Raw genomic sequence first — 22,273 nt, forward strand, 5'->3', positions numbered from 1 at the left:
TTTATTCTTTCGCGAGGGATTCGGCGTATTCGACAGCGGCAGGGTCGGCGTCGACCACGTCACCCATCGTTTCGGCCAAGGCCGCATCGATCAGCACCACGTCGTTGCACTTGCCCAGGTCGCAATCGGCCAGCACTCGTACCTTGATTTCGCCCGCGATAGACGCGGCCGCGCTACCAGCCTTCGGTTGGTTCTTGCTCATGGTCACTCCGTTGGAATTGCGGCGGGTCACCCCGCCGCTGGTGGGTGGGATTAGGTCGCCGACTGCTGGTACAACTTGATACCGTTGGCGTCCAGCAGGTTGCCGCCGGCGCGCGAGAAGGCCAGGAAGCCGACTTGGCCCTTGCTCGCGAAGGCCGAGTCGTCGAAGCGGAACAGCATGATGTCCAGGACGTCCCGGATCATGTAGCGGCTGAAGTCGCCGAAGCCGATCGTTTTGGCGTTGGCGGCCGGTTGCGCCATGTCGTTATTGATGACCACGTCGGCACCCAGCAGCTGGGCGGGCGTGCCGGTTTTTATGCCGGCCTCGTACGACTCGGCCCAGATCGGACGGCCTGCGGTGTCCTTCATCTTGCGAACGACCTTGCGGGTCTGCTGGTGCATCATGAAGCGGCAGGTTCCGGCGTCCTGGTACGCCTGGTCGATCGATTCCTGCAGGTCGACCAGGTCGTCGTACAGCACGGTGACCGTTTGGCCGGTAGCGCCAACCTTGCCGACGCCGGCAGCGGTGACGTAGCCGGTTGGCTGGCCGGTACCGCTGCCGGTCGTGAAGCCTTTGTTCATCGTCCGGCCGAGCCGGTCGCGAATGCGCTTGTTGACCATCGCGATCACGTCGATCGAACTGTCCATCAGCAGCTCAATCGGGATGGTGATGATCTTGGAGCTGGCCTTGAACGTGTTCAAGCCCACGGTGCCGAACGACGGGTCGGCGGACGACGCTTGAACGTTCTCCGCGACCCACTCCCCCTCCTCCGACGTGCCGTCCGAGCTTGGGTAGCCCAGCGGGTTGCCTTGCGAAGTGGTGATGCTGGAGGTGACGCCGCGCATGCCACCGTAGGCCTTCAGCGCATCGATCAGTTCCTTGGCCACATCGGTTTGCACCGTGTAGCCGCCCTGCGACGGCGTGGTCGTCGACATGGTGTTGCGGATCTCGACCATCTCGTCGCGGCTCAGCGCCTGGGGGCCTTCGCGCAGCAGCTTCTCGAACAGCGCGCGCGGCTTGTTCTCGGCCAGCGCGCCGGGGTTGCGGCGGAAGTTGTCGACGTCGCGGTTGTGGTCCTCGATCTCGATCTGCATCAGCTTTTCAAGGGCCGTGATTTCGTTTTCCAGCGCATCGATCTTGTCGGCGCGCGCGTCGAAGGTCGCCTGGTCTTCCTTGTTCCAGGCGCGATCGCCCTTCTGTTCCATCTGGTTGCGGGCTTCTTTGGCGAGTTGCTGACGTTCCTCGCGCAGTGCTTGAATCGATTTCATCGTTTTCCCTTTCTACGGGCGTAAAAAAAGCCGCTCAAGGCGGCCGGGTTTTGGATTGCGCGAGTGCGTTATCCGATTTCGTGCAGGCGCAGACGGTTGACGTTGCGCTGGCGGACCGCTTCCCAATCCGCCGTGTCGTCGCGCGGGGGCGGCGTCGGCGCGTTGTTGTAGGCGCTCAAGTCCCATTTGTTTTCGACCTTTGCCGACTCACTGATCTTGTCGGCGAAGCCATTGGCCACCGCCTCGTCGGCTGTGAACCAGGTTTCCGCAGCCATCCAGGCGATGATCTCGTCGCGTGGCTTGCCAGTCTTCTTGGCGTAGTCGTCGATGATCGTGTCGTCGATTTTCGCGAGCAGATCCGCCGTCTTGAGCAGGTCGTCCTTGTTTCCGTAAGCCATGGTCCAAGCGTTGTGGATCATGTAGAAGCTGCCGGCGGCGATCGAAACCGATGCGCAGGCTGCGGTAACGTAGGTTGCGGCGCTGGCCGCCAGGCCCTCGATGACCGCATGCACGTCTCCGTGCTGGGCGATGGCGGCGGCCATGGCGCGGCCATCGAACACGTCGCCGCCGGGGGAGTTGACGCGCAGCGTGACCTTCTTGCCGCTCATGCCCGCCAGGGCCTTGTTGAACTGGGCCGCGCCGACGCCCCAATAAGGGTCGATGATGTCGTACAGGTACAGCGTTTGCGGATCGTCTTCGGCAACGATTTTCGCGGGCGTGGCGCCGGCGCCGTTACGCAGCAGCTGGGCTATCTTCTTCATTGGTGTCCTTATTGGGAGATTTGGCGGGTTGCGCCAGCTTTTCTGGCCGATATAGTGCTTCGCCGCCCTGAATCGGCGGCAGATTCTTGATTTTCCTGACCTCGTTGATCGTCATCCAGCCTGGACCCTGCGAGCCACCGACCGACTGCCGCATGTATTCGCCCTCGGCCTTGAGGTCGCCCGACAACAGGGCTTCCATCTTGTGTTCGACGAACGGTGAAGCGCGGCGGAACAACTTGCGGTTCAACTCCTGGCGGATGCGCGTGATATGCGGCTGGAGCGCGAACTTAATGAAGCCGAGCGTCGTCTGCTCCACGCCGGTTCCCCAGGAGCTGGTCGTCTCCTGCGCGCCGATCAGGTGCGGCGGCACGCCGAAGGCGCGGGCGATGTCGATCACCTGCCACTTGCGCGTCTCGAGCAGCTGGGCGTCGCCAGCCGTCATGCTCATCTCCATCAGGTCAAGGCCCTGGGTCAGCACCATCGGCGTACCGGCGTTGTTCGCGCCGGCGTATTTCTTTTTGTACTCGGCGCGCAGCTGCTCGACCTGCTCGTCGTCCATGCGGCCGGCGCTCTTGATCACGTGCTTCGGCGTGGCGCCATTGGCGAAGAAACTGCCGGAGAAGGTGTCGGCAGCCAGGGCAACGCCGATGGACTGGAAGGCGGCCCACTGGATCACGGACATACTGCGGATGCCGTTGAAGCCAAAGCCGGCGAAATGCAGCATGTCGTCCTGGTGCACCGGCCGGATCGTGCCGTCGTCGTCGCAAACGGTGTAAATCAGGTACTCGCCCACCTTGCGCGCCGACACGCGATCAGGGTGAAGCGGACGGAGCATCTTGACGGCGGGGCCGGCGCGGCGAATCTCGACGTATCCATCGCCACGCAGGCAGATCGACAACATGATCCATTCCCACATCGACGCCGCCGTCCAGCTCGGCGACGGCTCCTCGTTCAGCAACCACCACAGTTCCGGGCTGATCGCTTCGCGTTCTCCGTGCTTTTCCCGGTATAGAGCGACCGGGATCGATGATAGCGCCCCGCCCAGCAGCCGCACTGACGCGTACACCGCCGAGACGCGCATGGCGCTCTCTGGCGTGACGGCGAAGCCGGAGGCGGCGCTGGTACCGCCCAACATCGCGATCACCTGTGGGTCGCTTGACGCCACGGTATGCACGGCGTTCTGGATCTGCCGGGCGCCCTCTCGTTCCGCGCGCCAGTTCGTCAGGATCGGGGACCCTGGGACTGCGGCACGGCTTTGTACCAGATCCCAAGCGGTGTTTGTCATAGTGATACGAAGCCTTGATCGATTGCGTTACTTTCGGGATTGAGCGACATCAGCGACACCGCGTTGAACACGGCCATCAGCGGGTCGATCTTCGCGGTACCGGACATCTGTTTGGTGATGAGCGTCGCATTCCCGGTCGGCACCACCCTGGCATTGCCCACACACCAATCCATCAGCCGCGAGCCACCGTGCACCATCTCCTTGCCGGCGATCTTGCGCTCGGTCGTTTTGATCGCGCCGCTCAGTCGCCAGCCCTGTGAGATGCCGATGATTTGCTCCATCGTGAACTTGCGCGAGACGTCCGGATCAGTCAGCTCATCGACGATGTCGCCGATGCCGGCCGGGTCGACGCCGATTGATTTCTCGTCCGGCAGCAAACGCGCATCCCGCACTCGGCAGATGATGTCCGCCACCTCGATGACGTCCTGGCCGGGCTGCTCGACGATGGTCAGGTCGCCATCCGCCGCGAAATCGAGCAGCGCCGGTGCGATCTCCATCCTGCGCTCCAGCACAATCTTGTGAGCCCAGGCGTGAGTCCAGAGCAGCCACCCCCGTGTCTTGCGCTCGCGCCCGATCACCGCCAGGCCCAACAGGTCGTCCAGGCCGCCGCCGTCGATGCCGATCACGGCAACCTCGCTCCGGCGCAGCAATTCGTCCAGCGTCAGCATCGGCACCGCCTGCTGTTCCCAGAAGTCGGCGCCTGTCCAACGGTCGGTCCTCAGGTTGAGGCCGATTTCCACGTTCAGGTGCTTCGCCAGAAACGTTTGCAGCGAGCCGTCCGTTTTGTGCTGCTGCTTGCGCAGCTGGTCCTCCAACCACACGGCGCTAACTGAGCGGCCGAGGTTCGGATTCGTGAGGTAGAAATTCGACGGGTCGAGATAGGCCTTCGACTTGATCATCGCGTCCGGGTATTCGTAGATCACGCCGAGCGATTTACGATCGACGATCTTTCCGTCCCGGACGGCGCGGTAGTACTGGAGCTTCTCTTTGAACACCCCGGCCGGTGGCTCCTGGCTTTGGGTCGTCAGGTAGATGACCCACCCCTCGTCACGCGACACCTGGCCGCCGGTGGCTTCCATGAACATCGCGTCGGCGTTGGCGCGCTTGCCGAACAGCCAGTGCTCATCGACCAGGATGCGGCCGGATTTTTTCCCCGATACCGTGTCGGTGTCGGCGGCGACGACCTTCAATGTCGCGCGGTTGACGCGATGTGTGATCGTGCGCACGTGCTCCTGGATGTGGAACAGCGCCGCCAGCTCCTCGTCGGCGCGGATCATGCCGGCGGCGGGCTTGAAACTGTTGTCGGCGACCTCCTTGGTCGGCGCCAGGATCAAGTGCTCCTCCTCTTCGCGCCAGCACAGGATCAGGGCAGTCAGCATGATGCCGGCGGCGATCGTCGATTTCGTGTTCTTCTTGCTGATCAGCAGGAAGAACTCACGAATCTTCTGCTCCCCCGTTTCCGACTCGTAGGCGCCAAAAATAGCCGCCACGAAGTCGAACACCCATTGCTCGCTGCATTCACCGAACGTGGGCGCTCGATACTCCTCCTTCTGCACGTCGTAGATCTTCGGCAGGTCCACGACGTGGAGTTGCTTGAAGATCTTCAGCGCCTGCTCGGCCTGCGCCGGAAAAATCGGCGGAGGGATGATCGACTGGCGCGCCGTCAGCCGGTCCGCCCAGTCGAGACAGGCTGTTGACCACTCCATTTCGCTGTCCTTACTTCACTGCTTTGAGCTGCGGTGGCGCGGCCGGCGCGAACCGAGCCGCAACCTTCTTCGCCGCCGCGTCCTTCTCTTCCTTCTTGCCGGCCTCGCCGGGCTTCTTGTGCATAAACGGCATCAACGCCTTCGCCGCCTCGACGCGCAGCTTGGCGGGCGCTGCCGGGTCGTTCATCGCGACCAGCAGGAACTGGCGGGGGTCCGAGTGCAGGATCGCGGCCATGACGTCGAACACCGGCATGGCCGGCGGTGGTGGAGGTGGCGGGGGCGCCTCGGCCCCCGCCGGCTGGTACTTGGCGATGAAGGCGGCGATCGCCGGGTCCTTGGCCAGGCGCGAACCCGCCGGACCGGCCGTCTTGACGCTGTACCCCGCCGCGATCGCCGCGTCCTTGTTGGATTTTCCGGCGAGCCGGGCATCCGCGAAGGCCCTCCGCTTGCCAGTTAAGTCCATTAACACCACCTCCTATCGGGGAAATAATCTGCGCGTGCGAGAACATGCGGTCTAGGTCGGATTCGGCCCCAGACTTTTGACCACCCCACCCTTGCGACGATGCAACGTTGCATTTAGATAACTATCTGGATTTCGATCGCTCGAAAAATCGAGAAGAAACCAGGGTTAGGGTCGATACGTTTTGCACTCGCGGGCAGGAACGAGGGTTGTCGTCGATACGTCCGACACTCGTCGCGCGCCATCACGCCCGCGCTTCCTCGCGCTGCTTGTCACTACTGTGATGCGGGCCGCACATTGACTGCCAGTTGGCCGAGTCCCAGAACAGCTTCATGTCGCCTCGGTGAGGGATCACGTGGTCGACCACCTGTGCATACGGCAGACCAATGCCGGCGCGGGTGCACTGTAGGCCGATGGTGATCGCATCCTGGTCGTAGCTGATGCCGACCTCGCGCAAGCAGTACGCGCAGAACGGATGCAGCACCAGGTAGCCGGATCGGGCCTGCTGCCACTTGTAGCCGTAGCCGCGCGCGGTACTACTCTGCTTGTCGCTGCGCCAGCTGCTGGCGGACATCGTCGCCAGGCGAGGCGGTGCGGAGCTGAGCCTAGACTTCAGCGTCTGTAAACGACCCACCTATCAGCCACCTCAAATAAAAAAGCCGCCCGGGCAGTGAAGCGACAGGCGGCAGGGGTCATACTGGAGAAACTGGAGCGCACGTGGTACCGAACCGAGCTACTTAAAGTTCGGCACCTGCGCTGCGGTGGCGCTGGCCGTCATGCCGCTGGCACCATAGCCTTTAGCATGCAGGATCTGGAGGGCGCGGTCGGCATCGGCCAAGCGCTCAACCAACTGATCAAGACGGCTACGGTCACCACTTCGTACAGCCCTTATGATCAAGTCACGGCGATGGATCATCTGCATCGTTGTACTCGCTGCGATAGTCTGGCCGCTTGGTCTCGTGGATCAAATACCAACCGAGCTGGCGGCGAATCTCTTCCATCGGCGGTGGCGGCTCAACACGTTGATGCATGCGATGGTCCAGGTAGGTCCGGACCATCTCCTTTGACGGGTGCGTCGTATGTGTCATGCCGGCCTCACGAAACCATGGCGCAATGCAAAAAGCCCACGACCTTGCGGTGGTGGGCTTGCTTTTCTTGGGGCGAACGAATCCCCCGGTGCACGCACTATATCAGAAAAGATTCCTCGTGCACTCATTTTTTTTAAGCTTGACCGCCAACGCGGCGCGCGCGTCCACTGCGGTCATAGCCAAGTCGGCACCTGGGAAACGCCACGCCGTGGCAATACTGCAGCTGGCGTAAATCGCCCACACATGGATGCGCTCAAGGCCGTCGATCATCGCATCGGTCGCGGCGGCGATCTGCATGTCGTGCGCGTGCTGAGCATCGTGCAGGTCAACGCCGTGACCATCGGTGTCGCTGGCCAAGCCGCCCATCACAAGTGTACCAATGCTGCGGTGGCCACCCTTGCCCATCCACTCCTTCCAAAGCGCCAGACAGTAGTCGAGGGGCTCGGGGCGGATCCATGAATCGGTCTTGATGTCTTGTTTCTTCACTCGTTGCAGCATGGTAATCCCCTCGTTTTGACGGTCTTGCGGTTGTTGCGCCCGGCTTTTTGGCGGCGTCGGGCTGGGTTGGTTCTGATGATCCTCAATAATCTGCACATTCAGGTTCCATAAGCATCGCTTTCAAGGTCTTCGCCACTTTTTCGCCATGTTAAACCCGCTTTTTCGGCGATTTTGGCCTGTGCCGTGGTGATCAGGTCGGTGTTCTTTTCGAGGTAGGCCATGGTCGTGCGCACATCCTTGTGGCGCAGGTAGGCCTGGATGCTTTGGATCGGCGCGCCGTTCTCGCTCATCACGGTGGCGATGGTGCCACGCAGGCGATGCGGGGTGATACCCTTGGTCGAGCATGTCGCGTTGGCAACCCGGATCGCACCACGCGCCAGGCCTGCGCCGTATGCGCTTCCGTCCACCCGCCGCACGATCAAGCCTTCCGCCTGGCGCAGCGGCTCCAGGTAGTCGAGCAGCCACGGCATCATCGCCAGCGCGTCGGCCTCCTTCCCCTTGGTCTTGCCGGGCGTGTAGGTGCCGCGCTCCCAATCGATCCATTCCCAGCGCGCGGTGATCGCCTCCGACTCGCGCAAGCCCAGCCACAGCATCAAGCGCACGGCCACGCCGATGTTGGGCGCTCGGGGTGAGGCGCGATCCACCGCCGCGAACCACGCCATGGCGGCCGACAGCGGCAGGATGGCGCGCACGCGCTTTTGCACCGGCAGCATCGTCACCGACCACGGAAGGCGAGGCAGTATCTCGCGGCGCACCGCCCAGCGCACCAGTAGCTTGAGCACGCGCAGCCAATGGTTCGCCGAGGCGTGGCTGTGCGTGGCCAAGTGCTTGCTGCGGGCGCGTTCGACGGTGTCGGTGTCGAGTTGGCTGATCAGCATCTCGTCCATGCCGTAGGTGTGCAGCCGGCCGAAGGTGTCGACGCTGCGGATGTGGTGCGCGCTGGAGTGCTGGCCGCGCACCGACAGCCAGTCGGCCAGTAGTTCCCGCAGCGTCGGCACCGGGTCGCCGCCGTTGGCGCGCGCAACCGCCGCCGCGTGAGCCCGCGCCGCCACTTGGCCGGCGACGGTGCGGTCGCGCAGGCGGGTGCTGCGCTGCACGCGGGCGAACGGTTTCACCTGGAACCGGTAATGCCAGACCGCGCCGACCTTGAAGACCTCCGCGCTCATGGACGGGTTGCCGTGCAATCAAAGGGCATTGGCAAGCCCCCTGCGGCCTTGGGTCGCCGCCGGCGCCGGACGCGGGCGCGTGCCGTTGCCAAACAGCGTGTACATCCCCTCGTACTCCAGCATCACGTCGTCGATACGGCCCTGACGGTTTTTGGCGATGAACACGTCGGCCACGCCGCGCAGGTGGGTCTGCGGGTTGTCCACCTCGTCGCGGTGCACGAACATGACAATGTCGGCGTCCTGCTCGATGGCGCCCGAGTCACGCAGGTCCGATAGCTGCGGCCTGCTCTTGTTGGCCGCGTTGCGCGACAGCTGCGACAGCGCGATCACCACGATGTTGAGCTCCTTCGCCAGCGCCTTGAGGCCGCGGCTGATCTCCTCGATCTGCATGTTGCGGTTGTCGGTCCCGTTCGCACCGCTCATCAGTTGCAGGTAGTCGAGGACCAGCATATCCAGACCATGCTTGCGCTTGATCGCGCGCGCCTTGCCGCGCACGTCCAGCAACGTCAGCGCAGGCTGGTCGTCGAGGAACAGGTTCATGTCCTGGAGCTTCATGTTGGCGGACGTGAAGCCGTTCCATTGAATTTGATCCATCTCGCCCCGGATCACCGCCGTCAGCGGAACGTGGCCGAGCGAGGCGATGGCGCGGTCAAGCAGCTCGCCCGTCTGCATCTCCTGCGACAGGAACAGCACGCTGTGCTCACGCGCGACGTTGGTGGCGATGTTGAGCGACAGGGCCGTCTTGCCCATCGATGGTCGGGCGCCGAGGATAACCAGTGCGCCGCGATTCGGGCCACCGGTGAGCAGATCGTCGATGTCCTTGAAGCCGGTGGCGATGCCGGTGTACTTGCGGTCCATCCGACCTTCCATGACATCGATGTGCGCGATCATCGCCTGGCTGGCGCGTTCCGGCTCACGGACGGCACGGGTTTCCGCCAGCGCGGCCAGCTGGGCCTGCGCGGCGTCCAGCACCTCCGCTGCCGTCCGGCCGGCAGGGTTGAAGGCGAGCTCGTTCATCTCCGATGTCGCCGCCAACAGGCCGCGCCGCAGCGCGCGATCGCGCACCAGGTCGGCGTATCGGCCGATGTTGGCGGCGCTGGGCGTGCTCTGCTGCAGGCTGTTCAAGTAGGCCATGCAGTCGGGTACCGTCTTGGTCAGCGCCACGCCAGCGGAGATCACGTCACATGCGACGCCGGCGGTGATCTGCCGCAGCACCTCGGTGAAGATCAGCCGGTGGTCGTGGCGGAGGAAGTGGGCGGCGCGCAGGTCACCCATCCAGTCCACCGCGCCGTTGTCGCGCAGCAGCGCGCCGATGACGGATTGCTCTGCCTCGACGGCCTGGGGCGTGGCGTCATGGTCGGTCATTGGCGGCCTCGATTTTCATATTTTCCTTCACGGATACGGGTGAAATTTTGGGACTTTGTCATCCACTCCAGGTCGGCGAAGAACGGCTTGGACGTGCGGCCGACCAGAAAATCGCACGTCCCGACGTACTCGAAGAATTTTCGCCAGTACGTGAGGTCCTGGCGCATCTGGTCTTCGCTCCACCGAGCACGCAGTTGCGTGGCCCGAGCCGGCGTCCACTCTCGGATGGAGGGGCATTGCGGCAGGACCTCGTGGTACAACGCCACGATGGCCTGGTGTGGACATTCCTGCTTTCCAGGGTTCGGCAGCCGGCCGACAGCAACGCTGGCGGCATCTATCCCGTCAGGGATAGAGGTAGTTAACTCTTCTCTTTCTCTTTCTCTAGGTAACGCACCGCTAACGGTCTGATCCTGTTTTGGTAACGCCGCTGGCGTTACTTTTGCGTTACCTTTGTGTGCGGCTACGCGTTTCGCGGTCTGGCTACGGGTCTTGGCGGACTCGCCGTTGTGATCACCGAAACGCATGATTTCGACGCCATCTGCCCGCTCGGCCAGCCATCCGATCGCCACCAAAGCAGCGCCGAGTCCTGTCACCCCGGTTTTGCGGTCCAGTGTGCGTAGCGTCAGGCCCTGCATGACGCCATCGGCGGAGTGCTGGTCGGCGGCGGCCCACAGCCAATAGAGCGCACCAATCACCGCCGCTTCGCTGCTATCGGTCGTCTCGACGAGCGCACTGATGCGCGGGTCGTCCCACAAATTGCTGCGCATCTTGATCCAGTCACCGGCCATTGCGCACTCCCACAAGCACCAGAGGCCCATCGGTGCCAGGCTCGGCCCAGCGCGAGCCGTACCCCAGGTATTCGCCCTTGCCTAGGTGTTCAGCGCCAAAATAGAGACGCTGCTCCAGAATCAGCCCCTCGCGGGCAAGGCCCGACAGAACGTGCCCGAAACATGATCCAATCCCGTGCTGATCGATGATCGATCGGAAATCGTTCCAGTCCAACCATCCCCCCTTGCGGCTCGCGGCAATCGATAGCGCCGCAGCCCGAACCTCCTCGGAAAACGCGATTTTCCAAAGACAATCCATGTGACTCGAAATGGTTTTCGGCTCTTGCTCGGGAAACAGGTCGAACTGGCTTTGCATCAGGCTAGAGGTCATTACAGGCATCCTCCAGGACGACCGCAGATGACGCGCCCCAGATCAGCGGACGCGACTCGACGACAACCGTCATGCCCAAGGCCAAGGCGATATGGCGCAGCACCGCATGAGTGCGGCTGTGCGGCCAGTAATCCGGCACCACCAACTGCTCGGCAGCCATCATCTCGGCGATCCGGCCGCGATGGGTACCTGACCAGGCCTGCATCTGCTCGTTCATTACCGGTGTATAAACGCTTTGGTCCGCATAGCGCACCTCGAAGAACAACTCCGTCGCGATGTAGTGCTCGAGCGTGGCGCCGCGCGACAGCTGCCAGCCGGGCAGCACGTGGATGGCGTCGCACGTCACCAGCTCGACAATGTCAGCCCTCATGCAATCGATCCAGGCCGCGCTCGGGTCGGCGTTGATCTCGGCCGGATTGACGACTTGGTGGCCGCTCGCGCGCAGCAACGCCGCGCACGCGTGAAATGCCGGGAAATTCAATTGCGGCAACCCCGTCATCGGTCCGGCAATATAGATTTTTTTCATTGGAAGGCCTTACTGAATGATGGCGAAGCTTTGAGGGAAGTGGCGAGCGATCACCGCCACCTCGCCGGGCGTCAGCAGTGCCAGCGTCAGACCATTGCGCTGCAACTCCACCACGCCATCGGACCATTGACCGCAGCGGAAGCCCGACGCCTGTTCGACGACAGCGGCGACACCAATGACCACGCCCTGGTCCAAGGATTGACCAGCGGGCGCAGCGGCGATTTCGTGGGTGGCGGCCGGCGCCGCGTCAACAACAGCAGCTGCGGCATCCGGTAATTTCTCGACAGGCTGCTGGTCGGCGCCAGCTGGCGGCGCGGCATCGCCAGGTTGGGCGGGCATCCAGTTCTTCCCATCCCTACGGACACGGCCAGCACGCAATGCGGCGCTCAGCCAGGCCGATGGATACTGCCCGGCGCGCAGGCCCATCGCCTTGCGCAGCTCGACATCCGTAACCGTTCCCCGTTCGAGAATGTAGGCGATGGCAATGCTGGCACGGCTGGCGCCGGCGACAGAACCAGCGTGCTGCGGCCGCCAGCTGTTCGAAGGTTCAGATGCGGCGCTCACGTCCGGACGCGGGGAGGTGTCCGCAGGGACCAGCTCAGGAATGGGCGTCGCGACTGAGGCGACAACTACCGGCGCCGGCGGCAAGGAAGTGGCCGAGCCCCCCACTTGCGCAACGATTTGCTTGCCTTCCCTCGACTTCAGGAATGTCTCGCTGAGCGAGTACAACTGGGCCGGCTGGCCGTTGGGTCCGGCACCGGTACTGCGGACCACATCGCCCACGTCCACCAGGGAGCGCAGCGCGTTGCTGATATCGATCAGTTCGCAATCGAACACGTCGGCCAAATCCACCGCACGGCTTGCCGGTTTCTTTGCGAGTTGGATACAGATTTTTTGATCATTCAAGACCATGATGGCTCCCTGGAGTTTGGATTTTTGCCACCGGCGACGCGGCGACGGTGTTGGAAAATTCGACCCAGGTCATGACCTGAACACCTTTGCGCTTTACGAGGTTGCCCCCCCCCGTCGACCTTCGGGCCGCGCACCATGACCTTGACCAGGCGGATCTCTGTTGGCGCGACCGCCATCCAGTCATCGCAGAACTGCGGCGCATCGAGCTCGGGGCTGATGCGGTATGGCTTTTCGGTTTCCGCAAAGAGCAGCGCGGCCAGCGCGTCGCGACGGACGACCCATTCAGCAATGGTCAGCTCGCGTCGATTTTTACCCTCGCCCTCGTGGGTTGGGGTCTTCTTCTCGGCGAGGAGCCGGCTGATAGCGCGGCTGACGCCATATACGCAAAAGGCGCCCATGTCAGCTCCAGCGAAAAGGTACGCGCACGGCCAGGCCAAGGAACGCGCAGTCGGATGCGTGCGCTTGCCCCTGCGGCCGCTGGCAACTCACGCAAAGGCGTACGTGAGGCAAGGTGGTAGACGGCGCACGGATCGTGATGGGCCGGATCAATGGCATCGAGGGCTTCATGGCCGGATCCAATCGATGCCAAAGGCCGCACCAGCACGCCGTGCGCTGGCACCGCTCAACGCCGGGCCATTCCAGTTGCCGCGGTAGCGCGGCGCCACGGGTTCGCCGATATCCTCGGGCTCGCCCTGGACGTCACCACGCAGCGCGTTGGTAGCCTCATCGTTGATTTTGTAGACCACGCCGATACAGGTGCAGCAGCCGGTCGATTCCAGCGTGGCGTACAGCCGGCGCATTTCCAGCTCGCTGATCGCCAGGTCGCCGTGGCGTTCGATACCCTGGTACACGGTGGCCGGCGCCGACAGCAGGCACTCAAGCACCGTGCGACCCCGGGAGCCTTTAATTGGCAGTTTCATATATAATTCCTTTCGTTGGATTTGCGTTACCTAAGGCCCGCCGCACGCGGGCCTTTCCTATTTCTGGCTTGCCGCTTCGCGCGCCAGGTCCTCGTAGTGTTTCCGGGTCATCACGTGGCCCGGATCAAACGACCGCTCGGCCGGCTCAGGCGGTGGCGGCGATTTCTTTTGTTCGTCGTGCTTGCTCATGCCGACGCCCCGATCAGGAAGTTGATCTCGCGCACGTTCATGTCGGTCTTCTCCAGGATGCGGATCTTCAGCGCCGGCCCGATCGCCAGGCGCTGGTGGCGGATCTTGCTGACGACAGGCGGCGCCACTTCCAGGAAGCGCGACAACGCCGCGTCGTTCTTGAGCGCTTGCGTGCCCATCAGGTGATCGAGCAGGCGGCTGGGGTCAAACGAAAGTACTTCAATGCTCATAAAGCCTCCGGTGGTTGGTGGGATTATTTTTCGGCCATGCCTTTGAGGCGGCCGACCATGGCGTTGAGCGCCTGAACGGTGCGATACACCGCCGCCTCGACGCGAACGATTTCATGCGGCTCGACGCGGCCGTCGGCCAGCGTGGCGTGTACTTCGGCCGCCACCTCGCCGCCGGCCGACCAGACCTTGGTGACCATCTCGAGCACCGCCATATCCGACGCGGAGGCGTCGGACTCGACGGCGATGCACACGTGGCCGTGGTTCTGCGCCAGCGCGTGCAGTACCGAGTAGTTCTCGGTCAGGGCCATGACGCGCTCCACGTCGCGCAGGCTCACTATGTTGGCGGCCGCATTGGGGTTCGCTTTGTTGCGCAGCACAGCCGACGACATGCCGAGACGGACCGCCAAGGCCTCACAGCCACCTGGCGCGCCGTGTACCGTTTCGTAGAAAGCATCAAGTGTGTTCATACGGTAAGACCCAAAAAGAATGATGTAAAAACAAATATTCTCAAGCAAACTTGCACAATGAAACTAACCCCATACATATTAATTTCCATATTGCAATCTTTGAGGCGAAACAAAGCATGCGCAAAAACCGGCAATTGTTTATGGGGAGGGTGATTGGCTCGTAGGCGGAATACAACTTGGCTCAAGCATGGCGAACACCTCCGGCCGAGCGAGTTTTAGGAACATCATTCGCGCCGGCGGAACCCCGTTCACAATCCACTGTGAAACAGCCGCTGGCGTCACTTCGCAAAGCGCCGCCACTTTTGCACCGCCGCCAAGTTGCTTGATTAAGAGTCGCGTATCCATACGCAAATATTAAGGCAACTTCATTTTAATGTAAAGCCATCTTTATCACTTGCTTGTTAAGCTAGCTAAATGAATTCAAAACTACTATCAGAGCGGCTCCGCTGGGCAATCGAACGAAAACTGTCCGCCGACCCCGAGATCAAAAAAATCACCCAAGCGCAGGTAGCCAAAGCTGCAGGCGTATCGCCTACCGCCGCTGGCTATTGGTTTTCCGATGCCAATGGCATAAATGCCGAACAAGCCAGGAAAGTGGGTGAGTTTTTGGGGGTTGATCCTGTTTGGCTTGAGCAGGGCGAGGGGTCTGCAACCCCGATAGAGTCGGCGTTGCAAATGTTCCCTGGCTCAAAGCGAGTAGTAGCCATCGACAATGATTCGCCAGATATCTATCGGATACCATTCGTAAAATTGAAACTCAGCGCCGGCATGACCGGGTTCCAGGCGGAGCCGGAAAGCGCCGATGGCGGAACGATTGGGCTATCCAGGACCTGGGTGGATCGACGCGGCTACGCACCCGCCCAGCTGATTTCAATGCAAGTAAAAGGCGAAAGTATGGAGCCTACGTTCTACGAAGGTGACACCATCGTCATCAATCTGGCTGACAAGCGACCCATTGATAACGGGGTTTTCGCGGTAAACTACGACGGTGAGGCTGTGGTAAAACGACTATCCCGCGACGCTGGCCAGTGGTGGCTCATGTCTGACAATTCGGATCAGCGGCGCTTCTATCGTAGGCAATGCCGTGGGACAGAGTGCATAATCATAGGGCGAATTATCCGCAGAGAAGGCGAGCATTTTTAAGGCACGTAAGACTGATTCTTATCATTTGACGATCTCATTTATCAAGGAGCTGTATGGCTTTAGTACCGTGTAAAGAGTGTGGAACTGAGGTATCCACGTCGGCAAAGGCATGCGTGAAATGCGGTGCTAAAGTTCCCCGAACGAAATGGTGGATCTGGATCCCCGTCATCCTCGTCGTCACTTTTTTTACGCTCCCATACCTCACCTCATCCTCCGCCCAACGCGCTGCGATATCAGCACGTGCAGACTGCGAACGCGCGTTCCCGTTGGAACGTGGCCGCGGATGCGACAAAGTCTATGGTGATGCGCTTCGCGCCCACTCCGAGGAAAAATGAGGGTACTTTGGTAAAGATAATTGAAAATTTAATTAAGGTAGCTTGACTTTAAAGTGAAGGCGGCTTAATCTTACTCCATCGAATCACCAACCGATGGAGAACGAGATGTCCACAGCTACCGCAGCACCCGTCACCGCAGCAACCACCACCCCAAGCGAATTCGTCACCATCCCCGCCACTACACTGGCCGGCGGCATCACCGTGCCCGAGTTCCAGGTCGGCAAATACCTCACCTCGCACCATGCCATCGGCGGCCTGGTCGTTGCCGCCGATGGCGTGCCCGTCACCAACATTAGCTACTTCGAAGCCGTCCAGGCCTGCCAGGCGGCCGGCCTCGCGCTGCTGACCCTGTCGCAGTCGCAAGCCATCGCCATAAACATCGCCAGCGTGGCCGCCAACTGGAGCGGCGGCGCGGTGGGCGTCGGCCGTCTGGCGCAAGGCCTGCGCGACTGGAGCGTGTCGACCGCCCAGGCAGGCACCTACGTCCCTAACGCAGCCTCGCAGGCGCGTCAGTTCGTTCTGTCCAACGGCGAGGTCATCATCGATGCCGCCGGTCATCTGTACACCTGGCTGTTCGATGACGTCCAGGGCGACGAACTGGGCGTGGTCGCGCGCGAATTCGCCGCCGATTCCCCAGCCGTCACCGGTGCGCCCTTCCCTGCATTGGAGAACGGCGTCGGCTGGTATCCGGATGCTGGCGATGACTGGTCCGGCGTTGCGCTCGTCCGGGGCGGCTACTTCTACTCCGAGGGCAATGCCGGCGTGTTCCGTCTCGACGGCGTCTCGCCCGTCCGCCGCGACGACGGCGTCGGGTTCCGCTGCACCAAGCCCAGCTCGGGTCTCTGATCCCCGGTCTCCGGTCGCCGCGTGAGCGGTGATCAATCCTACCCATCTAATCCAATGGAGAACGGCATGTCCCGAGCTATCCCTGCAATCACCCTCACCGAAGAAACCACGTTCAGCGCACAACTGGGCGGTCGCACTGTCACCGGCCTCGCCGTCGCCTCCGCGTGGGAGGGCTTCACCAAGTACACCAACGGCGCTGGCGCCAGCCTGATCGCGTTCGATGCGGACCGCCGCGTCATCACCGCATCGCCCGACCTGATCGCCCAGCTGGCCGACGAAGAGGATTTCGTCACGGTGCCGCGCACGACGCTGCCCGGCGGCCTGGTGGTACCGGAGTTCCAGGTCGGCCGCTTCGCCGCAACGCGAGACTCCAACGGCAAACTGGCAGTCAACGGCTCCGAGGCGCCATGGGTCAGCATCAATTACGAGGAAGCCAAGGCCGTGGCCGCCAGCGCGGGCTACAAACTGATCACCGAAACGCAGTGGCTGGCGATCGCGTGGGACGCCTGCCAGGTCGACAGCAACTGGTCGGGCGGCTCCGCCGGAGAAGGCAAGCTGAACCAGGGTATCCGCAACGATTCCCGCGCGCGCCACGGCGACTTCCTGCCCGAGTTATCGACTACCACGCCGGTACGCCGCTACCTGACACTGACGAACGGCGAGCGCGTCTACGACTTCAACGGAAATATCTTCCAGTGGATCGTCGACGACGTCCAGGGTGACGCCGATGGTTTGATCGCCAAGACGATCACGGACACATCGTTGAGCCGCTCCGTGGCCTTGGCCGCCGGCGCCAAGGAATGGCGCGCGAAGGGCCTGGGTTGGCAGCCGAACGGCGATGTGCGTTGGTCCGGCCGTGCGCTCATCCGGGGCGGCTACTTCCTCTCCGGGGACTATGCCGGCGTGTTCCGTCTCGGCTGCGACTCGCCCGACCTCCGCAACGGCGTCGTCGGGTTCCGCTGCACCAAGTAGCTCGGGCGCCTGGTCACCGGTCCCTGGTCACTGCGCAGCGGTGACCACCTTCGTCTCCATCGGAGAACACGATGAAATACCTCATTACCGCTCGCACAGCCGACGGCACGCAGTCGTATCGCGCCATCGGCGATCTCGGCCTCTTTATCGATTCCGCCTATGAGGCCGGCGGCCATGGCGGGGGCCGCTGGACAGGAGTTTAACCATGGACGATCAAGACCCGCGCCATGAGTACGAGCGCCACCGCGAATTTCGGCGCTCAATCGCCTGGGGAATCCTGACCTTCTACGCACTGACCATCGTGCTGGCAAGCATCTCGGCGATGTTGGAAAAATGAATGCCCGCCAGCCAGCACAGCACATGTCGGCGTCCCAGCAAGCGGCCTTTGCAGTGGAGCGCCACAACCGAGTTTTGCTCAATGCGCTGCAAGCAAGGTGCTTGGTGAATTTCTCAGGAACGAAACGCTTATTGCAAACCGTCTCGTACCAGATGTCTGGTGGCGATATCGACACCGATGTGCGGCTCGCGGGCGAGTCGGCTCTGGTCGACGGCAAGTTGGTATCGCACTCGCCAGAGAGCTGGGATGCGACCGAAGCTCAGCGCCATGAGCGGATCTTGCTGCACGCCATGCAGACGGCGCACATGGTCGATTTTCGCGGAACAAAACATTTCATCCATACGCTGAAATTTGAGGCGGTCGATGAAGGTATCAAAACGACGGTTTGGCTTGCAGGGAATCCCGTTCCCATCGAAGGCCAGCAAATCACCGTCCAAACAGAGCAGTCTTTTTTGCAGCACCCGGCAGTCGCCGGCAACCACTCACCAAGAGGAGCGTCATGAACACTGTCACCGATTCCACTGCTGTAGCCGCCACCGCGATCGCGGCCGAGCCATTTGTTCAAGTGCCGGAAACCACCCTGCCGAGCGGTATGACCGTGCAAGGCTTCCTCGTCAGCCGATACCTGGCAGCGCAAGACGACGACGGCAAGGTTGTCATCGCGGTCGACCGCGCGCCTCGGGTGGACATCTCCTACCACGAAGCCCGCGCGGCCTGCACAGCGGCTGGCTTTAGCCTGATCACCGAATCGCAGGCCTTGGCCCTGGCCTACAACATCGCATGCCAGGGCGAAAACTGGACCGGCGGCGCCGTCGGCGAGGGAAGCCTGTTCCAGGGTTTGCGCGAGGGTGACTTCGACGAGGCACAGGCCGCCACGTTCGTGCCAGACAACGCGGACGAACGTCGCTGGTTCGTCCTGTCGAATGGCGAGCGCGTCTATGACGTGGCTGGCAATGCCTTTACCTGGGTGTTCGACGACGTCCAGGGCGACGAGCTGGGCGTGGTGGCGCGGTCGTTCGCCGACGGCTCGCCGTCGATCACCACAGCGGTAGCCCCATCCATGCAGTCCGGCGCCGGCTGGCAGCCAAGCAAAGGGCGCAACTGGTCCGGCTTTGCGCTCTTCCGGGGCGGCTGCTTCGGCTCCGAGGTCGTTGCCGGCGTGTTCTATCTCGACGACGGCTCGCCCGACAGCCGCGGCGTCAACGTCGGGTTCCGCTGCACCAAGTAGCCCGGGCGTCTGGCCCCGGGTCACCGGCTCCCTCCTTCCGCGCAGCGGCGGGAGGGGCATTCAAAGAAAACCACAAGGCGAAATGTGAACGATAAATCACAACACCCCACCAGCGATGAACTGGCTCGATTTTCCATCAAATCGGTCCGGGGTATCGAGCTGGGCATGGGCAAGGATGAGCCGATTGCGCGCATCTCCAAGGCGCTGGAAGAGAAGTATCCCGGCCACCTGATACTGGTCCAGGCCGGATTGTTCCTGCACGGGTACGACCGCACCGCCTACGCGCTCAGCATGCTAAAAAAGTACAAGCTGAAACTGGTGGGCACGTCGGCGGCGCCGCACATCCGCGTCGGTTTCCCTGCTGGGAATTTCAAACAGCGGTTGTGGCCGATGGTTGACGAGTTCGGCATCCCTTACGTGGTCGCGCTCGGCAGCAGCGCCAGCGGCCGCACGCACTACGTTTCCGATCACGTCAACACGAACGTAGCGGTATTGGGCGCCGTGTCGGATGACATCGTGGCGACCGTCATCGAGGATCTGCGCCAGCGCGGCGAGCTGTTGAAGGCTGGCACCCGCCAGCTGCTCGCCAACCCGAACGGGAACGACTTTAAACTGAAATCGTTTGGCCGCGACCTCGACGACCTGTTGCTCGGCGAGATCGTCAAGATGCCGAGGGACATTCGTGTGACGTACGGCGAGAACATGCGCCTGTGCATGGCGCGTGTGATGCGTGGCATTTTCGCGTATGGCCTGACGATCGATAAGTCGGCGGTGCTGCGCGATATTTCAGCAGAGATTGATTTGCTCAAGCACTACCTCGAACAGGCTGCACGGCTAAGACAGCTCAAGTTCAGCGCAAGCGGAGCTGCCTTAGCCGTTGAGCTTGGTCGGCTGACCGGAGGCCTGCTGCGCTCCGTCAAGGCGGCCGTATGATCCAGCACAACGAAGGGGGCTTTCTGCAGGGTCCGGCAATGCGCTCATCCGGGGCGGCTACTTCAACTCCGAGGACAATGCCGGCGTGTTCAATCTCAACAACGACTCGCCCGACAACCGCAACGACAACGTCGGGTTCCGCTGACCCAAAAATTACATGCCCAGACGACCGGCCGCGCGCCGGCGGAGGGTCTATTCTTGGTCGAGAGTCTCCTGGGATAATCCCGAAAGCACGGCCTGGCGCCAAACCGAAAACCGCTGCGGGGCTCCCGAGTGCCGCAGCGGAACGCGGCAGCGTGACGACCAAGTTCACCGACATGACGGCGCTGCCGGTGCTGCACTCGTACTGGCGCAATGCTAAGCGATGCAAATCTGGGAGCCTGCGCGTGCAGCGCTTCGGCGACGACACACTCCGCTACCTGCTGACTATCCAGGAGCAGCTGCGCAGCCGCAGCTACACGTTCGGGCCGTACAAGACGTTCACGGTGCAGGAGAAGAAATTCCGCCAGGTGGTCGACGCACCGATGAAGGACCGCATCGTGCACTGGATGCTCTACCAGCACCTGCTGCCCATCTGGCAACCGCGCTTCATCCACGACACGTTCGGCAACCTGCCCGGGCGCGGAACGCATGCCGCCGTGCGACGCCTGGCAGAATTCGCGCGCCGGCCGGCGAACACATGGGCGTTGCAGGTCGATATCTCGAAATATTTTTATTCGGTCAACCACTCGTTGCTGAAGGCGCGCGTGCTGCGCTATATCGGCGACCAGGACGTTCGGCGGCTGCTGGTGGATCTGATCGACTCGTTCCGCACCAACGGCGACTACGATGACCTGTTCCCTGCCGACAGCATGTACCGCCGCACGCGAGAAAAGGGAATGCCGATCGGGAATTTGTCGAGCCAGCTATTCGCGAACATTTACTTGTGCGACTTCGACCACTGGGTCAAGCAGGAGCTGGGCATCAAATGCTATCTGCGCTACGTGGACGACATGGTCATCCTGGCCGAGTCGCGCGAGCAGCTGCTGCAGATCAGTGCAGATCTGGTGGCCAAGCTGGCCGCCGACGGCCTGACGCTGCACCCCAAGAAAATCCGGTTGGCTCCGGTCGCGGCCGGCATCCCGTTCCTTGGCTACGTCGTCTGGCCGAAACACATCTCTGCCGGCTCCTACGGCCGCAAGCGGTACCTGAATCGCCTCCGGCAGCACGAGACCGGCGGCCAGGACCGTAGCGCCGCAATCCGGTCCTACCACGCCATGCTGAGCCACACAGGCTCGACCTTTTGAGGAGATATGACATGCATAAAATCTATGCCGATTTCTGCCGACTGCGCGATCTTCGCGACGCCGGCATGGAGGCGCCGAAGTACACGGAGGCCGAGGCGTTCGAAAAGTCGATGACCGACCACCCTTTGACCGCCGGCCTGCAGTCGGGAGGCATGAGCTTGAGTGGAGCGGCACGCGACGTGTTGGCTGAACGCCGCCGGCAGATCACGCAGGAAGGCTATAGTTTCGATCACGACGACGAGCACCGGAACGACGAAATCGCAGCCTACGCCACCTTCTACGCCATGCCGCCAGCAGCGCGCGATTGGCCGGCTGAAGAAACCGGCTACGGCTCGACTTGGGGTGAGGCGATCGTTCCGGCGGACTGGGGACCGGTACGGCCCGCAGATCGCCGCGTCGAATTGGTCCGGGCCGGCGCGCTGGTCATCGCAGAGATCGAGCGCATTGACCGCCTCACCGTCGCAAAGAAAGGTGGTGCAGCATGAGCCGCAGCGGATATAGCGATGATTACGATGGCGATGATCCGTTGGCGCTCGGCCGGTATCGCGCACAGGTGATGTCGGCAATCCGGGGAAAGCGCGGCCAGGCGCTTCTGCGTGAATTGCTGGAGACGCTCGACGCGATGCCGGTTAAGCGGCTGGTGGCAGGCGAACTGGAGGCGGATGGCCAGTTCTGTGCACTCGGCCTCGTCGGCCGAGCGCGCGGCCTGGATCTGGCGGCCATCGACACCTACGACGTGGAATCGTTGGGGCCAAAGTTCAATATCGCCGAACAGTTGGCCCGCGAAATAATGTGGGTGAACGATGACCACGTGAGCGATACGACGTTGGTGGAAGTCGAAGTTTTTGGGCCAATACAGCACCGGCAGCAACGATTTATCAGCATTCGAGTTGAAAACGAAAATGCAGGACTAGAGCGTTGGAAAGAGGTGCGCAAGTGGGTGGCCACGCACCTCGCGCCGGACGCCGCTGCCGAACCACAGAAAGGGTAGG

The 22,273-nt window shown here is 62.2% G+C and carries 34 protein-coding genes; 12 read left to right on the forward strand and 22 right to left on the reverse strand.

Annotation, left to right across the window (positions count from 1 at the left end):
* Position 1: 1 nt before the first annotated feature.
* The 22 genes from AC07P1_RS02240 to AC07P1_RS02345 form a co-directional block, all read right to left on the reverse strand.
* Complete coding sequence (locus AC07P1_RS02240) at positions 2 to 202, reverse strand: hypothetical protein (protein ID WP_494694297.1); 201 nt, start codon at positions 200 to 202, stop codon at positions 2 to 4.
* A 50-nt stretch (positions 203 to 252) separates the two neighbouring features.
* On the reverse strand, positions 253 to 1,470 hold the full coding sequence (locus AC07P1_RS02245; protein ID WP_494694298.1) for a phage major capsid protein: 1,218 nt from the start codon (positions 1,468 to 1,470) through the stop codon (positions 253 to 255).
* Positions 1,471 to 1,538: 68 nt separating this feature from the next.
* A complete protein-coding gene (locus AC07P1_RS02250; protein WP_494694299.1) occupies positions 1,539 to 2,231 on the reverse strand; it encodes a head maturation protease, ClpP-related in 693 nt (230 codons plus the stop codon).
* Positions 2,203 to 3,516, reverse strand: coding sequence for a phage portal protein (locus tag AC07P1_RS02255; RefSeq protein ID WP_494694300.1), 1,314 nt, complete (start codon positions 3,514 to 3,516; stop codon positions 2,203 to 2,205). The genes AC07P1_RS02250 and AC07P1_RS02255 overlap by 29 nt, the downstream gene beginning before the upstream one ends.
* Positions 3,513 to 5,222 carry a terminase large subunit gene (locus AC07P1_RS02260; protein ID WP_494694301.1) on the reverse strand — a complete coding sequence of 570 codons (1,710 nt, stop codon included), beginning with the start codon at positions 5,220 to 5,222 and terminating at the stop codon, positions 3,513 to 3,515. The genes AC07P1_RS02255 and AC07P1_RS02260 overlap by 4 nt, the downstream gene beginning before the upstream one ends.
* Before the next feature lie 10 nt (positions 5,223 to 5,232).
* The gene (locus AC07P1_RS02265; protein ID WP_494694302.1) at positions 5,233 to 5,685 is read right to left on the reverse strand and encodes a terminase small subunit; all 453 of its coding nucleotides are present in this window, start codon (positions 5,683 to 5,685) and stop codon (positions 5,233 to 5,235) included.
* Positions 5,686 to 5,926: 241 nt separating this feature from the next.
* Positions 5,927 to 6,256, reverse strand: coding sequence for an HNH endonuclease (locus AC07P1_RS02270; protein ID WP_494694303.1), 330 nt, complete (start codon positions 6,254 to 6,256; stop codon positions 5,927 to 5,929).
* A 159-nt stretch (positions 6,257 to 6,415) separates the two neighbouring features.
* A complete protein-coding gene (locus AC07P1_RS02275; RefSeq protein WP_494694304.1) occupies positions 6,416 to 6,604 on the reverse strand; it encodes a hypothetical protein in 189 nt (62 codons plus the stop codon).
* Positions 6,582 to 6,713 (reverse strand): hypothetical protein, encoded by a 132-nt coding sequence (locus AC07P1_RS02280; protein WP_494694305.1) that lies wholly within the window; start codon positions 6,711 to 6,713, stop codon positions 6,582 to 6,584. Before AC07P1_RS02280 ends, AC07P1_RS02275 begins: the two co-directional genes overlap by 23 nt.
* A gap of 159 nt (positions 6,714 to 6,872) precedes the next feature.
* The gene (locus tag AC07P1_RS02285; RefSeq protein WP_494694306.1) at positions 6,873 to 7,364 is read right to left on the reverse strand and encodes a hypothetical protein; all 492 of its coding nucleotides are present in this window, start codon (positions 7,362 to 7,364) and stop codon (positions 6,873 to 6,875) included.
* A gap of 2 nt (positions 7,365 to 7,366) precedes the next feature.
* Complete coding sequence (locus AC07P1_RS02290; protein WP_494694307.1) at positions 7,367 to 8,434, reverse strand: tyrosine-type recombinase/integrase; 1,068 nt, start codon at positions 8,432 to 8,434, stop codon at positions 7,367 to 7,369.
* 18 nt (positions 8,435 to 8,452) lie between these two features.
* Positions 8,453 to 9,799, reverse strand: a complete 1,347-nt coding sequence (dnaB, locus tag AC07P1_RS02295) for a replicative DNA helicase (protein ID WP_494694308.1) — start codon at positions 9,797 to 9,799, stop codon at positions 8,453 to 8,455.
* Complete coding sequence (locus tag AC07P1_RS02300) at positions 9,796 to 10,587, reverse strand: hypothetical protein (protein ID WP_494694309.1); 792 nt, start codon at positions 10,585 to 10,587, stop codon at positions 9,796 to 9,798. Before AC07P1_RS02300 ends, dnaB begins: the two co-directional genes overlap by 4 nt.
* Positions 10,577 to 10,957, reverse strand: a complete 381-nt coding sequence (locus tag AC07P1_RS02305) for a hypothetical protein (protein ID WP_494694310.1) — start codon at positions 10,955 to 10,957, stop codon at positions 10,577 to 10,579. Before AC07P1_RS02305 ends, AC07P1_RS02300 begins: the two co-directional genes overlap by 11 nt.
* Positions 10,947 to 11,483, reverse strand: coding sequence for a DUF4406 domain-containing protein (locus tag AC07P1_RS02310; protein ID WP_494694311.1), 537 nt, complete (start codon positions 11,481 to 11,483; stop codon positions 10,947 to 10,949). Before AC07P1_RS02310 ends, AC07P1_RS02305 begins: the two co-directional genes overlap by 11 nt.
* A 9-nt stretch (positions 11,484 to 11,492) precedes the next feature.
* On the reverse strand, positions 11,493 to 12,395 hold the full coding sequence (locus AC07P1_RS02315) for a hypothetical protein (RefSeq protein ID WP_494694312.1): 903 nt from the start codon (positions 12,393 to 12,395) through the stop codon (positions 11,493 to 11,495).
* Positions 12,386 to 12,793 (reverse strand): hypothetical protein, encoded by a 408-nt coding sequence (locus AC07P1_RS02320; RefSeq protein WP_494694313.1) that lies wholly within the window; start codon positions 12,791 to 12,793, stop codon positions 12,386 to 12,388. Before AC07P1_RS02320 ends, AC07P1_RS02315 begins: the two co-directional genes overlap by 10 nt.
* A gap of 165 nt (positions 12,794 to 12,958) precedes the next feature.
* The gene (locus tag AC07P1_RS02325) at positions 12,959 to 13,315 is read right to left on the reverse strand and encodes a hypothetical protein (RefSeq protein ID WP_494694314.1); all 357 of its coding nucleotides are present in this window, start codon (positions 13,313 to 13,315) and stop codon (positions 12,959 to 12,961) included.
* A 57-nt stretch (positions 13,316 to 13,372) separates the two neighbouring features.
* Entirely contained in the window at positions 13,373 to 13,504 is a 132-nt protein-coding gene (locus AC07P1_RS02330; RefSeq protein ID WP_494694315.1) for a hypothetical protein, read from the reverse strand.
* Positions 13,501 to 13,734, reverse strand: a complete 234-nt coding sequence (locus AC07P1_RS02335) for a hypothetical protein (RefSeq protein ID WP_494694316.1) — start codon at positions 13,732 to 13,734, stop codon at positions 13,501 to 13,503. Before AC07P1_RS02335 ends, AC07P1_RS02330 begins: the two co-directional genes overlap by 4 nt.
* 23 nt (positions 13,735 to 13,757) lie before the next feature.
* Positions 13,758 to 14,201, reverse strand: coding sequence for a phage regulatory CII family protein (locus AC07P1_RS02340; protein WP_494694317.1), 444 nt, complete (start codon positions 14,199 to 14,201; stop codon positions 13,758 to 13,760).
* 138 nt (positions 14,202 to 14,339) lie between these two features.
* On the reverse strand, positions 14,340 to 14,546 hold the full coding sequence (locus AC07P1_RS02345; protein WP_494694318.1) for a Cro/CI family transcriptional regulator: 207 nt from the start codon (positions 14,544 to 14,546) through the stop codon (positions 14,340 to 14,342).
* Between the two features lie 69 nt (positions 14,547 to 14,615).
* Between AC07P1_RS02345 and AC07P1_RS02350 the strand changes: the two genes are divergently transcribed.
* The 12 genes from AC07P1_RS02350 (at position 14,616) to AC07P1_RS02405 (ending at position 22,272) form a co-directional block, all read left to right on the forward strand.
* The gene (locus tag AC07P1_RS02350) at positions 14,616 to 15,344 is read left to right on the forward strand and encodes a S24 family peptidase (protein WP_494694319.1); all 729 of its coding nucleotides are present in this window, start codon (positions 14,616 to 14,618) and stop codon (positions 15,342 to 15,344) included.
* Positions 15,345 to 15,397: 53 nt separating this feature from the next.
* Complete coding sequence (locus AC07P1_RS02355) at positions 15,398 to 15,679, forward strand: zinc-ribbon domain-containing protein (protein ID WP_494694320.1); 282 nt, start codon at positions 15,398 to 15,400, stop codon at positions 15,677 to 15,679.
* Positions 15,680 to 15,784: 105 nt separating this feature from the next.
* Entirely contained in the window at positions 15,785 to 16,525 is a 741-nt protein-coding gene (locus AC07P1_RS02360) for a hypothetical protein (protein WP_494694321.1), read from the forward strand.
* Positions 16,526 to 16,591: 66 nt separating this feature from the next.
* Positions 16,592 to 17,497 (forward strand): SUMF1/EgtB/PvdO family nonheme iron enzyme, encoded by a 906-nt coding sequence (locus AC07P1_RS02365; RefSeq protein ID WP_494694322.1) that lies wholly within the window; start codon positions 16,592 to 16,594, stop codon positions 17,495 to 17,497.
* Between the two features lie 71 nt (positions 17,498 to 17,568).
* Positions 17,569 to 17,700, forward strand: coding sequence for a hypothetical protein (locus AC07P1_RS02370; protein ID WP_494694323.1), 132 nt, complete (start codon positions 17,569 to 17,571; stop codon positions 17,698 to 17,700).
* A 2-nt stretch (positions 17,701 to 17,702) separates the two neighbouring features.
* A complete protein-coding gene (locus AC07P1_RS02375) occupies positions 17,703 to 17,834 on the forward strand; it encodes a hypothetical protein (protein WP_494694324.1) in 132 nt (43 codons plus the stop codon).
* A gap of 23 nt (positions 17,835 to 17,857) precedes the next feature.
* On the forward strand, positions 17,858 to 18,337 hold the full coding sequence (locus AC07P1_RS02380; protein WP_494694325.1) for a hypothetical protein: 480 nt from the start codon (positions 17,858 to 17,860) through the stop codon (positions 18,335 to 18,337).
* Positions 18,334 to 19,062 carry a hypothetical protein gene (locus AC07P1_RS02385; RefSeq protein ID WP_494694326.1) on the forward strand — a complete coding sequence of 243 codons (729 nt, stop codon included), beginning with the start codon at positions 18,334 to 18,336 and terminating at the stop codon, positions 19,060 to 19,062. Before AC07P1_RS02380 ends, AC07P1_RS02385 begins: the two co-directional genes overlap by 4 nt.
* Before the next feature lie 84 nt (positions 19,063 to 19,146).
* Entirely contained in the window at positions 19,147 to 19,995 is an 849-nt protein-coding gene (locus AC07P1_RS02390; RefSeq protein ID WP_494694327.1) for a four helix bundle protein, read from the forward strand.
* A 296-nt stretch (positions 19,996 to 20,291) separates the two neighbouring features.
* Complete coding sequence (locus tag AC07P1_RS02395; protein ID WP_494694328.1) at positions 20,292 to 21,281, forward strand: RNA-directed DNA polymerase; 990 nt, start codon at positions 20,292 to 20,294, stop codon at positions 21,279 to 21,281.
* Positions 21,282 to 21,292: 11 nt separating this feature from the next.
* Entirely contained in the window at positions 21,293 to 21,766 is a 474-nt protein-coding gene (locus tag AC07P1_RS02400; protein ID WP_494694329.1) for a hypothetical protein, read from the forward strand.
* Positions 21,763 to 22,272, forward strand: a complete 510-nt coding sequence (locus tag AC07P1_RS02405) for a hypothetical protein (RefSeq protein WP_494694330.1) — start codon at positions 21,763 to 21,765, stop codon at positions 22,270 to 22,272. The genes AC07P1_RS02400 and AC07P1_RS02405 overlap by 4 nt, the downstream gene beginning before the upstream one ends.
* Position 22,273 lies beyond the last annotated feature (1 nt).

The organism is Duganella sp. GW821-FHT07F09 (assembly GCF_059418705.1).